The following is a 12,640-nucleotide window of genomic DNA, read 5'->3' on the forward strand; positions in this document are numbered from 1 at the left end:
GGCTCGGGCATCACCCGTCAGCCCCCAGGGCCGCAGGTCGTCATCTCCATGCCCTTCATCGTCTACACCAACCCCGCCGTGCGCTACCAGACCACCACCATCCTGGGCACCCCCATCGAGGTCGAGTTCACCCCCACCTCCTACACCTGGAACTGGGGAGACGGCACCACCACAACCACCACCGACCCCGGAGCCCCCTACCCCAACCAGACCGTCACCCACCACTACCAGCACACCGCCACCGCCGTCACCACCACCCTGACCACCACCTGGACCACCCGCTACCGCCCCCAAGGCGACACCACCTGGCGCCCCATCGACGGCACCATCACCACCACCGAAACCTCCACCCCCTACGACCTCGTCCGCATCATCACCTACCTCACCGACGACGCCGAAGAAGCCCAAGGCCACTAACTCCCCACCCCAGACACCAGCGCACGCGGCCGGAGGGTAGGCCGCCAGCTCGCTCTACGAGTGGTGTCACTGTGGGCGACTCTTAGACGCGAACCTGGCCGATAACCGTCGCGCTCTGGTACGTATGCGCGGGTCAGAGACGTACAGGATCGGGCACGGCAACCGATCAACGCCCCAAAAGTCGCCAATCGTGACACCAAGGCCTCACAACGCACCGCCGAGGCCCAACGGACACCGTCATCCACTGGTGGTACACACCGTGTCCCAAAGCAGACCGGCCCCCACGCAACCTCACCGGGCTCCCGGAGTCCATCAGCGGATGCGGCAGCCGGCTCATCCACCGAACCTCACATCCCACCGTCTCAGCTCACGCGATGCGAGCCAACATCCTGGCGCCAAAACACCATCTCCCAGAGGTGGGTCCCCCGCTCACGGCTCTCAGTTCCTCATCGGCCCCACCGCCACCCAGGTCCAACACATAACCTGACATCATGACGACTCTTGAGATGCTCATCGACATCTTGTCCCGGTCCCGCGAGCGCTTCGACCGCGCCTTCGATGGCGTCACGCTCGAGCAGGCCAACACGCAACCCACCCCGGAGCTGGCACCCCGCATCGACTCCCTGACCTGGCTGGCCTGGCACACGGCCCGCGAGCTCGACACCCAGATCGCACCCTTGGCGGGCGTCGAGCCCGTCTGGATCACCGCCGGCCACCGCGAGCGCTTCGCCCTGCCCCTGCCCGACAACACCCAGGACTGGCGCCACACGCCCGAGGAGGCCGCCCAGGTCGTCGTCGGCGACCTCTCCGTCCTGACAGCCTACCTCGATGACGCCTACGCGCTGGCCACCAGCTACCTGCGCTCCCTGGCGCCCGTAACGCTCGACGACGTCATCGACGACTCCTGGGACCCGCCCGTCACCCGCGCCGTGCGCCTGGCCTCGATCATCGACGACGCCGCCCAGCACTCCGGCCAGGCCGTCTACACCCGCCGGCTCCTGGGCCTGCCCGGCTGAGCCCGACACCCACGAAACCGACCCGGATCACACACAGGCCTTCGGGAGGGCTCAGCCCGTCCCCGGATTCACTCAGCAACACCACGTAGCGTCTCGCCGCCCGCGGCCCCTTGCGAGGCAAACGCTCGTATTTACACTCACCAAATCTGGAAAGGACCTCGATGGAACTCCTTCAGCTCCGCAACGCCACCGTCAAACTGTCCTACGGCGGCACCACGTTCCTCATCGACCCCATGCTCTCGAAGAAGGGCACCCTCGACCCCTTCCCCTCGCTACGCGGCGACGAGCGCAACCCCCTCAACGACCTGCCGATCCCGGTCGAGGAGATCCTCAACGGCGTCGACGTCGTCATCGTCACCCACTCTCACATCGACCACTGGGACGACGCGGCCGCCCAGGCCGTTCCCAAGGACATGCCGATCATTGTCCAGGACCAGTTCGATGCCGACGTCGTCACCGCCTCAGGTTTCAAGGACGTGCGGATTCTGGACGGTGAGGCACGCATCGGCCAGGTGACGCTGAACCGGGCGGAGGGCCAGCACTACGACAGCCCCGGTCTGGTTCCACTTCTCGAGGAAGTCACCGGGACCGCGGCCACCATGGGTGTCGTCCTCAGGACCGACGGCGAACCGACCGTCTACTTCACTGGAGACACGGTCTGGTTCGAGGGGCTGGAGACCGCACTGAGGAACTTCGCCCCGCAGGTCATCGTGGCCAACACCGGCGGCAACAGCACCCCGCTGGGACGACTCCTTCTCGACGACGCCGAAGTGGTGCGGATCAGCCGGGCCGCCCCCGAGGCGACCATCGTGGCGGTCCACATGGAGGCGGTCAACCACTGGGGCACCTCGAAGGAGCAGCTCAGGAAGACCGCCACCGAGCAGGGCTTCTCCGAAAGGCTACTCATCCCCGACGACGGCCAGGCGCTCAGCTTCGAGCCGCGCTGAGGCAGCACCACACGTTCGCCCCGACCTGGCGGTTCAGGTCGGGGCGAACGGCTCCCACATGACAAGAGACTGCTGGGGCCCGCGTGGGCCGGTGGTGCGGGAGGATCAGGCGGCGGGCTCCACCACCTCGCCACGGCGCAGCACGGCCACGGGCCGCAGGTCCGCGTCAGTGACGACGACGTCGGCCCACAGACCCGCCCGCAGCGCTCCCACGGACGAGTCGCCGAGGACCTGCGCGCCCTGGACGCTGGCGGCGTAGACGGCGTCGACCAGGTCGACTCCCCCGCGCCAGGTGGTGCGCACGACGTCGATGAGGTGGGCGGTCCCCCCGGCGATCGCACCGCCCTCGGTGAGGCGGGCGACGCCGTCGGCCACGGTGACCGGCTGGGAGCCCAGCACGTAGTCGCCATCGGCCATGCCGGCCGCGGCCATGGCGTCGGTGACCAGGACGACGTTGTCACGCCCCAGGGTCTCGAACATGTCCAGGACGATGGCGGGGTTCAAGTGCACGCCGTCGCCGATCATCTCCAGGACGCACTCGCCGCGCTGGGCGGCCGCCAGGAACTCGGGCACGGGCCCGGGCTTGCGGTGGTGCATGGGGCGCATGCCGTTGAACAGGTGGGTGGCGGTCGAGCGCGGGGCACGGACCGGCTGACCGGTCTCGAGGCGCTCGGCGATGCGGGCGGCGGCGTCGGCCAGGGCGGCGCGTACGGGGGCGGCCTCGGAGTCGGTGTGCCCGAAGGAGGGCAGCGCCCCGCCCTCGATGAGGGCCGCGTTGACGCCGTCGTCACCGGTGATTCCGGGCTTCTCCGGGGCGATCGTCATGGTGACGACGTGCCCGCCGCCGAGCTCGATGAGCTCACGGGTCAGGGCGGCGTCAGGGTCGATGATGTAGGTGGGGTCCTGGGCGCCGCAGCGCTCCACCGAGACGAAGGGCCCCTCGAAGTGGATGCCGGCGAGCTCGCCGTCCTCGCACAGCCCGGCCAGGACCCGGGTGCGCGCGCGCAGGACGTCGGGGGCGGCCGTCACGCAGGAGGCCACGAGCGAGGTGGTGCCGAAGCGGCGGTGCTCGAGCACAGAGACCATCGCCTGCTCGGCGGACTCGGCGTTGGGGAAGGACTCACCGCCCCCACCGTGGCAGTGGACGTCCACCAGTCCCGGCAGGAGGTAGCCGCCCTCGGGGGCGGCCTGCGCCTGCTCGACGACGTCTCCGAAGCCGGCCCGGGCGGCCTGGTCAGCGGGCCCGACCCACGCGATATGGGATCCGGACAGGACGACCACACCGTCGTCGATGATGTGGTCGGGGGTGACGACGCGCCCCCGAAGTGCGCGGACCTGCATGGCTTCGTTGCTCATGAGTCGGATTCTGTCACTACTCCAGACATCAGACAACCTCCTTCAGGACGTCTTCTCCCCCACACTGCGCGGGCGAAAAGCCGGTTCCGCTTCAGTCACCCGGCCAGGCGCTGCTCCATGCGGGTGACGGCCCGGTTGACGTCGCGCTCCACGCGGGCCGACGGCGCCGCCCCGCCCTTCCACAGCAGGCCCTCGCCGACCGGCCGCACGGCGACGAGACGGCCGCGGTCCACCAGGATCGGGCGGAACATGCCGTTGCTCGCCGGGCAGATGAGGCGTTCGCCGTCGTCATCGGTGAGGCAGGAGCGGTCCTTGTAACCCACGTGCAGCTCGTCGAAGGAGCCCAGGAAGTGCGTGGCCTGCGCGGTGCCGCGGTGGGCGGACAGGAGGTCGGGCAGGTCAGCGCGCATGTAGAGCAGGCCGGCCTTCGGGGCCGACTCGCCGGGGCCGAGCGCCCGCAGGCTTCCGCGCGCCCCGCCCTCGGCGACCGCCCGCACGAGCGGGACGCGGTGCTCGTCCGGATCACCGGCGCCCTCGGCTGAGACATGCTCCTCCCCCAGCTCGACGACATCCTCCAGGGCGCGGGCGGCCTGCGTCTTGGGCAGCGTGGTCCAGCGAGCCAGGTCCTCGGCGCTGACCGGACCGTGGCCGGCCGCGTAGCGGTAGGCGATGTGCGCGCAGGCGGCGCGGTGGCCGGCCCCTCCGTGGGCGACGCCTGCGCCGGCGGGCCCGGAGTCGGCGTCGGGCAGGGTACGCGCGTCCACGACGAGGTGCTCGTTGCCGGCCCGCGGCCCCTGAACGAGGATCCCCTCGCGCTGGAGTCGCACCAGGAGGTGACGACGCCGGTAGGAGGAGACGTCCTCGCCGCGGAAGGCCTCCATGAGGCCGGCCTCCTGCCAGGCCGCAAGCAGCACCGAGCGCGTCAGCGGGCCCTGGTCATCGATGAGGTCCAGGGCCACCTCGGCGGCGCGCTCGCACAGGGCGGTATCGACGCCGTAGTCGGCCTCGCTGCGCCGGACCCAGGCCTCGGTGCGGTGCATGAGGGCGGCCCGCAGCCAGTGGTGGTCGGCGGAAGTAGTGATGTGGACGGTGCCGCGCATGGGCCAGGAGCGCACGAGGTCGCCTCGCGCGAAGGCGGACTCGACGTCGGCCGGAGTGGCCTGCGGGGCACGCACGAGCAGGGCGTGGGGGACGGCGGAGACCTGCTGTCCCTGGATGGCGAGCTGGCGACTCACTGCCGCGACGACGTCGGGCGCGGCGGTGGCCGGGATGAGGCCCTGGGAGATAATGCGGGCCAGGCTCACCTCGGTCGGCAGCGTTGCGGAGGAGGCGCGGGCGGCGGGCACGGCTGACTCCTTAGAACAGGCGGGAGGTCGGGTCGTCCATGCCGCGCATGGCGTCGTAGTCGAGGGTGACGCAGCGGATGCCGCGGTCCTCGGCCAGGACGCGCGCCTGCGGCTTGATCGTCTGGGCGGCGAAGACGCCCTGGACGGGGGTCAGCAGCGGGTCGCGGTCGAGCAGCTCGAGGTAGCGGGTGAGCTGCTCGACGCCGTCGATCCCGCCAACGCGCTTGATCTCCACGGCCACGGAGCGGCCCTCGGCGTCCTTGGCCATGATGTCGACCGGGCCGATAGCGGTGGGGAACTCGCGGCGTACCAGGCGGTAGCCGGCACCCAGGACCTCGATCTGCTCGGCCAGGAGCTCCTGGAGGTGGGCCTCGACGCCGTCCTTGGTGAGCCCGGGGTCCACGCCCAGCTCGTGGCTGACGTCGGAGATGGTCTCGAAGACGCGGATGACGAGGCGGTCGTCGGTTTTGGCGGCACTCACCTCCCAGACCTCGCGCACGCCGTCGGCGGCGGCCTCCTCGTCCGGCTCGGTGACGGCCAGGCGGGCCGGGGCGCTCATCCAGTTCAGGGGCTTGTAGGAGCCGCCGTCGGAGTGGATGAGGACCGAGCCGTCGGCCTTGAGCATGAGCACGCGGGTGGCCCGGGGCAGGTGAGCGTCCAGGCGGCCGGAGTAGTCGACGGAGCAGGAGGCAATAACGAGGCGCACCCGTCCACCCTAGCGGGGCGGGCCTAGGCCCGGAGCGATGCCGGGGCCGGCGGGCCTGAGCATCGTGTCACCCGCCGGCCTCACCTCCCCTGCTCCACCGTCGAGAACGTACTTCGCGATCGAGGACTGCGTTCTCCTCCAGATGACTGGGGGCGGACCCCAGTGGCCTGGAGGAAAACGCAGTCCTCGGCTGAAAAGTACGTCGCCGATCCGGCCGATGAGCCCCGGCGTCGGGTCTCAGAAGAGCCTGGGTTGCTCGGGCGAGGCGGACTCCACCCAGGCGATCAGCGCCGAGTGCGACTCCTCCATCATGGCCAGGTCGAAGCCCTCGGGGCTGCGGGTGGCGTCCACGCAGTGGACCTCGACGACGCGTCCCTGCTCCCGGCGGCGCCGGGCCTCGGAGAGCTCCAGGTTCAAGCGGCTCCATGAGCGTGACGGCCTGGTGGAGAAGGACACGAGGCGGTACCACTCCAGGGAGTCGAGCCGGAAGGAGGCGACCCCGCTCAGCCAGCGCTGCGCCCCGCGTGGACGCAGGGCGCACTCGAAGGAGCCGACCTGCCCGGCCAGGTAGCGCAGGCGTGCCAGGAACCCGCCTGCCAGCAGCACGAGGACGATGACGACGAGCGCCACGATCATCCACACGTGCTGCCCCATGCCTCAGGCCTCCGCGCCCTGCTTCACATGGTCGGCGGCGATCGTGATGACATCGTGGTCCACGGAGCAGAAGCCGCCGGACACCTCGATACTGCACATCTCGCCGTCGATGGGACTCAGTCGCACCGGACCGGACCCCAGGACCGCCAGGAGGGGCTGACGGCCCGGCAGGACCCCCAGCTCCCCGTTGATCAGGGGCACGGAGACCTGCGTCGCCTCACCGGTCCAGGCCTCACCCGCCGGCGAGACCACCTCAACATGTAAGGCCATGTCCCCCTCCTTTCCTGCGCCCGGCTGTATCCGGATCCTAACGACTCAGGCCTTGAGCTCGGCGGCGCGACGCTCCAGGTCCTCGATGCCACCGATGTTGAAGAATGCCTGCTCCGGCAGGTCATCGTACTCACCGTCGCAGATGCGGCGGAACGCCTCGATGGTCTCCGACAGCGGCACGGTGGAGCCGGCCACGCCGGTGAACTTCTCCGCCATGTAGGTGTTCTGGGACAGGAACTGCTCGATACGGCGGGCACGGGCCACCGTCACCTTGTCCTCCTCGCCGAGCTCGTCGACACCGAGGATCGCGATGATGTCCTGGAGCTCCTTGTTCTTCTGGAGGATGGACTTCACGCGGGTGGCGACGTCGTAGTGCTCCTGGCCCACGTAGCCGGGGGCCAGGAGACGCGAGGTGGAGGTCAGCGGGTCCACGGCCGGGTAGATGCCTCGCGAGGCGATCTCACGGCTGAGCTCGGTGGTGGCGTCCAGGTGGGCGAAGGTCGTGGCCGGCGCCGGGTCGGTGTAGTCGTCGGCGGGCACGTAGATCGCCTGCAGGGAGGTGATGGAGTGACCGCCGGCGGAGGTGATGCGCTCCTGGAGCTGGCCCATCTCGTCGGCCAGGTTGGGCTGGTAGCCCACGGCCGAGGGCATGCGGCCCAGCAGCGTGGACACCTCGGAGCCGGCCTGGGTGAAGCGGAAGATGTTGTCGATGAACAGCAGCACGTCCTGGTGCTGGACGTCACGGAAGTACTCGGCCATCGTCAGGGCGGACAGGGCCACGCGCAGACGCGTGCCCGGCGGCTCATCCATCTGGCCGAAGACCAGGGCGGTCTTGTCGAACACGCCGGCCTCGTCCATCTCGACGATGAGGTCGTTGCCCTCACGGGTGCGCTCCCCCACGCCGGCGAACACGGAGACACCGCCATGGTTCTGGGCCACGCGCTGGATCATCTCCTGGATGAGGACGGTCTTGCCCACGCCGGCGCCGCCGAACAGGCCGATCTTGCCGCCCTGCACGTAGGGGGTGAGCAGGTCGATGACCTTGATGCCGGTCTCGAACATCTGCTCCTTGGACTCGAGCTGGTCGAAGGCCGGGGGCTGGCGGTGGATGGGCCAGCGCTCGGTGATCTCCAGCTGCTCGCCGGGACCGAGGTTGAGGACGTCGCCGGTGACGTTGAAGACGTGCCCCTTGGTCACGTCGCCCACGGGCACGGAGATCGGCGCGCCGGTGTCGCGCACCTGCGAGCCGCGCACGAGGCCGTCGGTGGGCTTGAGGGAGATCGTGCGCACGATGTTGTCACCCAGGTGCTGGGCGACCTCGAGGGTGATCTCGTGGGGCTCCTCGCCGGCACTGGTGGCCTGGACGGTCACCTTGAGGGCGTTGTACATCGCCGGGATCGCATCAGGCGGGAACTCGACGTCGACGACGGCGCCGATGATGCGGGTGATGCGTCCCGTCCCGGGGGTGGTGGTGTCAGCCATGTGCGTTCTTCCGTATCTTCCAGAGCTGAGAGGGGTCCTGCTCGGTGAGGTGAGTCTGTGTGGGTTCTCGACGACGTCGGGGCGGCCCGGCCTATTCGGTCCCCAGGGCGTCGGCACCCGAGACGATCTCAGTGATCTCCTGGGTGATGTCGCCCTGGCGTGCCGCGTTGGCCAGGCGGGTGTAGGTGATGATGAGGTCCTCGGCGTTGTCCGTGGCCGTGTGCATGGCCTGCTGGCGGCTGGCCAGCTCGGAGGCGGCCGACTGCAGCAGGGCGTTGCGGATGCGGGAGCCCATGTAGCGGGTCAGGAGGGCGTCGAGCACCTCGGAGGCCCCGGGCTCGAACTCGTAGAGCGGCATGGAGCTGCCGCGCTTGGCCGCCAGCTCCTTCTCCAGGGCCTCGTTGCCGGCGTCGTCGAGCTCACCGGCCCCCTCGACGTCGACCACCTTGAGCGGCAGCATGCGACGCACCTCGGGGACCTGGGAGACCATCGAGACGTAGCGGGTGAAGACGATGTGGACCTCGGCCACGCCGCCGGCCTCGGCCGGCTGGAGGAAGTAGTCCAGCAGGGTGGTGGCCACCTCCTCAATGGCCTCGTCGCTGGGACGGTCCGACTGCCCCGTCCAGGAGAACTCGATGGGCGTGCCGCGGAAGCTGAAGTAGCTCTGGGCGCGCCGGCCGAAGGTGAAGATCACCGGCTCCTTGCCGTCCTTGACCAGCTCCTCGATGAGGCGGCCGGTCTCGCGCAGGATGGTGGCCGAGTAGGCGCCGGCCATACCGCGGTCGGAGGTGACCACGAGGATCGCCACGCGCTTGGTGTCGGTGCGCTTCTGGGTGATGGGGTGCTCGAAGCGGGAGTAGGTCCCCAGCGCGGCCACCGCCTGGCTCAGGGCGTGATCGTAGGGTGAGGCCTCCTGCGCGTTGCGGCGCGCCTGCCCGATCCGGGACGAGGCGATGAGCTCCATCGCCCGGAACACCTTCTGGAGGGTCTGGGTCGATCGAATGCGCTGCTTGTAGACGCGCTGGTTTCCTGCCACGTCAGCCCCTCTTGACCACGAGCTGCTCGGTGGTCCTCTCGGCGGCGGGCTCCTCCTCGGGCTCGGCGACCTGGGCGCCCAGCATCTGCTCACCGGAGGCGAAGGTGCGCCGGAAGTCCTCGACGGCCTTGACCAGGGCCTCCTCGGTCTCGTCAGTGAGCTGCCCGGTGGACTCGATGGTGTCCAGGATGTCGGTGTTGCGTCGCAGGTGGTCCAGGAAGGCGGCCTCGAAGGGCAGGACGTCGGAGACGTCGATGTCGTCGAGGTATCCCTTGGTGCCGGCCCAGACGCTGGCGACCTGCTCGGCCACCGGGTACGGCGTGTACTGGGGCTGCTTGAGCAGCTCCATGAGGCGCTCACCGCGGGTGAGCTGGGCGCGGGTAGCGGCGTCCAGGTCGGAGGCGAACATCGCGAAGGCCTGCATGGAGCGGTACTGGGCCAGAGTGATCTTGAGAGTTCCGGCGACCTTCTTCATGGCCTTGACCTGGGCGGCGCCGCCCACTCGGGACACGGAGATGCCGACGTCGACGGCGGGGCGCTGGTCGGCGTTGAACAGGTCGGACTGGAGGAAGATCTGCCCGTCGGTGATGGAGATGACGTTGGTGGGGATGTAGGCCGAGACGTCATTGGCCTTGGTCTCGATGATCGGCAGCCCGGTCATGGAGCCCGCCCCCAGGTCGTCGGAGAGCTTGGAGCAGCGCTCCAGCAGGCGCGAGTGGAGGTAGAAGACGTCACCGGGGTAGGCCTCACGGCCCGGCGGACGGCGCAGCAGCAGGGAGACGGCGCGGTAGGCCTCGGCCTGCTTGGACAGGTCGTCGAAGACGATGAGGACGTGCTTGCCCTGGTACATCCAGTGCTGACCGATGGCCGAGCCCGTGTAGGGCGACAGGTACTTGAAGCCGGCCGGGTCGGAGGCCGGGGAGGCCACGATGGTGGTGTACTCCAGGGCGCCGCGCTCCTCCAGAGTGGCGCGCACGGCGGCGATGGTGGAGCCCTTCTGTCCGGTGGCCACGTAGATGCAACGCACCTGCTTGTTCGGGTCTCCGGACTCCCAGGCGTCCTTCTGGTTGAGGATCGTGTCCAGGGCGATGGCGGTCTTGCCGGTCTGGCGGTCGCCGATGATGAGCTGACGCTGGCCGCGGCCGATCGGGATCATCGAGTCGATGGCCTTGAGCCCGGTCTGGAGGGGCTCGTGGACGGACTTGCGGGACATGACGCCGGGGGCCTGGAGCTCCAGGGCACGGCGTCCCTCGGCCTCGATCTCGCCCAGGCCGTCGATGGGCCGGCCCAGCGGGTCGACGACGCGGCCCAGGTAGGCGTCGCCCACGGGCACGGAAAGGACCTCTCCGGTACGGCGCACGACCTGGCCCTCGTCGATGCCGTCGAAGGATCCCAGGACGACGACGCCGATCCTGCGCTCCTCGAGGTTCATGGCCAGGCCGGCGGTGCCGTCCTCGAAGGTGAGCAGCTCGTTGGCCATGACGCCGGGTAGGCCCTCGACGTGCGCGATGCCGTCAGCGGCGAAGACGACGTGCCCGACCTCCTCGGCCGCGACCTCGGCGGGCTTGTAGGACTCGGCGAACTCGTTCAGGGCCGAGCGGATCTCCTCGGGCCTGATGGTCAGCTCTGCCATCTCGTCTCCTTGCTGGTTGCGTTCTGGGGGCCGGCGGCGCTGGGCGTGAGCGACGACGGCGCGGGGTGGGGTGGGGTGGTGAAGTTGTGGGTCGGCGTGCGATGAGCGGGCTAGCCCGCCAGCCGGGTGCGCAGCTCGGCGACGGCGCTGCGCACGGTGCGGTCCATGACGTAGTTCCGCGTCGAGATGCGGGCTCCGCCGATGACCGCGGAGTCGACCTCGCAGTTGAGGTCGATCCTGGTGCCCAGGCGGCGCTCCAGGATGGTGCGCAGGCGCTCCTCCTGGGCCGAGGTCATGGGGATGGCGGTGACGACGTCGACGATGGTGCGCTGACGCATCTCGGCGGCCAGCTCGACGACGCGGCGCAGGTTGCGCAGCGGCCCGCCCTCGGCGTGGTGCCGCACGCACCAGTCCACCAGGCTCATGGCGGGGGCGCTGATGTGGGGCGCGAAGACGCCCTCTGCCAAGCGGACCCGGGCCTCGGTGCCGGTGCGGCGTGAGGGGGTCAGGGCCTCGCGCAGCTCGCGGTTGTCGGCGATCTGCTCGTGGACCTCGAAGAGCTGCTGCTCGATCTCCTCCGCCGAGCCGCCCGCGTGAGCACCGGCGAGGATCGCCTCGATGCCCAGGTCGTGGAGGGCGGAGACCAGGTCGACTGCCTTGGACCAGCGGCCGCGGACCATGGCGCTGAGCAGGTCGACGACGCGCTCGTCCACGGTGCCGGTGAAGAGCCGGCGGGCAAGGGCCACCTTGTCCTCGGCATCCCGGCCCGGGTCGGTCAGCGGCGCGGACAGCGAGTGGACGGCGACCTGGTGGGCCAGGGCGAGGATCTGGCGACCCAGCTCCTGGCCCTCGACGCCCGCGGCCGTGAGCACCGGGCTCCAGGCCTGGCTCACGGTCTCACGGGTGGCGGCAGTTCCTGTTCTCACCGCGTCGCCTCCGCAGAGGAGTCGACGCCGGCGTCGAGTCCCTCAACCGGCTCCATGGTCTCGAGCTCGTCGAGGAAGCGGTCGATGACCCGCTCGGACAGGGCGGTGTCGCTCAGGTGCTCACCGACGATGCGCTCGGCCAGGGTGGAGGCGAGCATGCCGACGTCGGTGCGCAGCGAGATCTGCGCGGCCTGCTTCTCGGCCAGGATCTGACGCTGGGCGCCCTCGATGATGCCGGCGGCCTCCGCCTGGGCGTCGGTGCGGGCCTTGGCGACGATCTCCTTGGCCTCGCTCTGGGCGTTGTCGCGGATGCGGGCGGCCTCTCGGCGGGCCTCGTCCACGAGCCGGGTGGCGCGCTTCTCGGCGTCGGCCTGGTCCTGCTTTGCCTTGTCGGCCAGGTCGAGGCCCTCCTGGATGCGCCGGGCGCGCTCGTCCAGGACGGCGTAGAGCCGGGGCAGGGCGTAGCGGCCCACCACCAGGAGGATGAGCAGGAGGACGATCGCCGCCCAGAAGATCTCATAGGCCGGGGGAAGGATGAAGGCCGTGCCTCCGCCCTGCCCGCCCTCGGCAGCCAGGGGAAGCATCACTTGACGACGAGCGGCAGGACGAAGCCGATGAGGCCGAGGGCCTCGACCATGCCCGCGCCGATGATCATGTTGGTGAACAGGCGTCCGGCCACCTCGGGCTGACGAGCCGTGGCCTCCTGGGTCTTGCCGACGAGCAGGCCGATGCCGATGCCCGGGCCGAGCGTGGCCAGGCCGTAGCCGACGTATGCGAGCGCGGTGAGGGACATATGCGGTTCCTTCTTTCTGGCGCCGGGTGGCGCAGGTGGGGTCGGTGGAAGAGGCTAG

The 12,640-nt window shown here is 69.9% G+C and carries 13 protein-coding genes and 1 pseudogene; 3 read left to right on the plus strand and 11 right to left on the minus strand.

Annotated elements, in window-relative coordinates:
- The 3 genes and pseudogenes from BKH28_RS01925 to BKH28_RS01935 all read left to right on the plus strand — a co-directional run.
- Positions 1-417: pseudogene (locus tag BKH28_RS01925) on the plus strand (zinc transporter); the annotation flags it as partial.
- Between the two features lie 491 nt (positions 418-908).
- The gene (locus BKH28_RS01930) at positions 909-1,433 is read left to right on the plus strand and encodes a DUF664 domain-containing protein (RefSeq protein WP_075417257.1); all 525 of its coding nucleotides are present in this window, start codon (positions 909-911) and stop codon (positions 1,431-1,433) included.
- 161 nt (positions 1,434-1,594) lie between these two features.
- Positions 1,595-2,380: an MBL fold metallo-hydrolase gene (locus BKH28_RS01935; RefSeq protein WP_075417258.1), complete on the plus strand. Its 786-nt coding sequence runs from the start codon at positions 1,595-1,597 to the stop codon at positions 2,378-2,380.
- 105 nt (positions 2,381-2,485) lie between these two features.
- Here BKH28_RS01935 and BKH28_RS01940 read toward each other — a convergent pair whose 3' ends face one another.
- The 11 genes from BKH28_RS01940 to atpE all read right to left on the minus strand — a co-directional run bounded on the left by BKH28_RS01940 (position 2,486) and on the right by atpE (position 12,582).
- Entirely contained in the window at positions 2,486-3,721 is a 1,236-nt protein-coding gene (locus BKH28_RS01940) for an N-acetylglucosamine-6-phosphate deacetylase (RefSeq protein ID WP_178388815.1), read from the minus strand.
- Between the two features lie 110 nt (positions 3,722-3,831).
- Positions 3,832-5,082, minus strand: coding sequence for a DNA glycosylase AlkZ-like family protein (locus BKH28_RS01945; RefSeq protein ID WP_075417260.1), 1,251 nt, complete (start codon positions 5,080-5,082; stop codon positions 3,832-3,834).
- A gap of 10 nt (positions 5,083-5,092) precedes the next feature.
- Positions 5,093-5,788 carry an endonuclease NucS gene (gene nucS, locus BKH28_RS01950; RefSeq protein ID WP_075417261.1) on the minus strand — a complete coding sequence of 232 codons (696 nt, stop codon included), beginning with the start codon at positions 5,786-5,788 and terminating at the stop codon, positions 5,093-5,095.
- Between the two features lie 237 nt (positions 5,789-6,025).
- Complete coding sequence (locus BKH28_RS01955) at positions 6,026-6,442, minus strand: DUF2550 family protein (RefSeq protein WP_075417262.1); 417 nt, start codon at positions 6,440-6,442, stop codon at positions 6,026-6,028.
- A gap of 3 nt (positions 6,443-6,445) precedes the next feature.
- A complete protein-coding gene (locus BKH28_RS01960) occupies positions 6,446-6,712 on the minus strand; it encodes a F0F1 ATP synthase subunit epsilon (protein WP_075417263.1) in 267 nt (88 codons plus the stop codon).
- Positions 6,713-6,757: 45 nt separating this feature from the next.
- Positions 6,758-8,194, minus strand: a complete 1,437-nt coding sequence (atpD, locus tag BKH28_RS01965; protein WP_075417264.1) for a F0F1 ATP synthase subunit beta — start codon at positions 8,192-8,194, stop codon at positions 6,758-6,760.
- Between the two features lie 91 nt (positions 8,195-8,285).
- Complete coding sequence (locus BKH28_RS01970; protein ID WP_075417265.1) at positions 8,286-9,230, minus strand: F0F1 ATP synthase subunit gamma; 945 nt, start codon at positions 9,228-9,230, stop codon at positions 8,286-8,288.
- A gap of 1 nt (position 9,231) precedes the next feature.
- A complete protein-coding gene (atpA, locus tag BKH28_RS01975; RefSeq protein WP_075417266.1) occupies positions 9,232-10,863 on the minus strand; it encodes a F0F1 ATP synthase subunit alpha in 1,632 nt (543 codons plus the stop codon).
- Between the two features lie 110 nt (positions 10,864-10,973).
- Positions 10,974-11,789: a F0F1 ATP synthase subunit delta gene (locus tag BKH28_RS01980; protein WP_075417267.1), complete on the minus strand. Its 816-nt coding sequence runs from the start codon at positions 11,787-11,789 to the stop codon at positions 10,974-10,976.
- Complete coding sequence (locus tag BKH28_RS01985; protein WP_075417268.1) at positions 11,786-12,373, minus strand: F0F1 ATP synthase subunit B; 588 nt, start codon at positions 12,371-12,373, stop codon at positions 11,786-11,788. The genes BKH28_RS01980 and BKH28_RS01985 overlap by 4 nt, the downstream gene beginning before the upstream one ends.
- Complete coding sequence (atpE, locus tag BKH28_RS01990; protein ID WP_009233409.1) at positions 12,373-12,582, minus strand: ATP synthase F0 subunit C; 210 nt, start codon at positions 12,580-12,582, stop codon at positions 12,373-12,375. Before atpE ends, BKH28_RS01985 begins: the two co-directional genes overlap by 1 nt.
- Positions 12,583-12,640 lie beyond the last annotated feature (58 nt).

Origin of the sequence: Actinomyces oris (genome assembly GCF_001937665.1) — a bacterium.
Taxonomy (GTDB): Bacteria; Actinomycetota; Actinomycetes; order Actinomycetales; family Actinomycetaceae; genus Actinomyces; species Actinomyces stomatis.

Bases quoted from the DNA above. Each gene is read 5' to 3' on its own strand.
- BKH28_RS01930 (WP_075417257.1), top strand. From the start codon at position 909: ATGACGACTCTTGAGATGCTCATCGACATCTTGTCCCGGTCCCGCGAG.
- BKH28_RS01935 (WP_075417258.1), top strand. From the start codon at position 1,595: ATGGAACTCCTTCAGCTCCGCAACGCCACCGTCAAACTGTCCTACGGC.
- BKH28_RS01940 (WP_178388815.1), bottom strand. From the start codon at position 3,721: ATGCAGGTCCGCGCACTTCGGGGGCGCGTCGTCACCCCCGACCACATC.
- BKH28_RS01955 (WP_075417262.1), bottom strand. From the start codon at position 6,442: ATGGGGCAGCACGTGTGGATGATCGTGGCGCTCGTCGTCATCGTCCTC.
- BKH28_RS01960 (WP_075417263.1), bottom strand. From the start codon at position 6,712: ATGGCCTTACATGTTGAGGTGGTCTCGCCGGCGGGTGAGGCCTGGACC.
- atpD (WP_075417264.1), bottom strand. From the start codon at position 8,194: ATGGCTGACACCACCACCCCCGGGACGGGACGCATCACCCGCATCATC.
- atpA (WP_075417266.1), bottom strand. From the start codon at position 10,863: ATGGCAGAGCTGACCATCAGGCCCGAGGAGATCCGCTCGGCCCTGAAC.
- BKH28_RS01985 (WP_075417268.1), bottom strand. From the start codon at position 12,373: ATGCTTCCCCTGGCTGCCGAGGGCGGGCAGGGCGGAGGCACGGCCTTC.
- atpE (WP_009233409.1), bottom strand. From the start codon at position 12,582: ATGTCCCTCACCGCGCTCGCATACGTCGGCTACGGCCTGGCCACGCTC.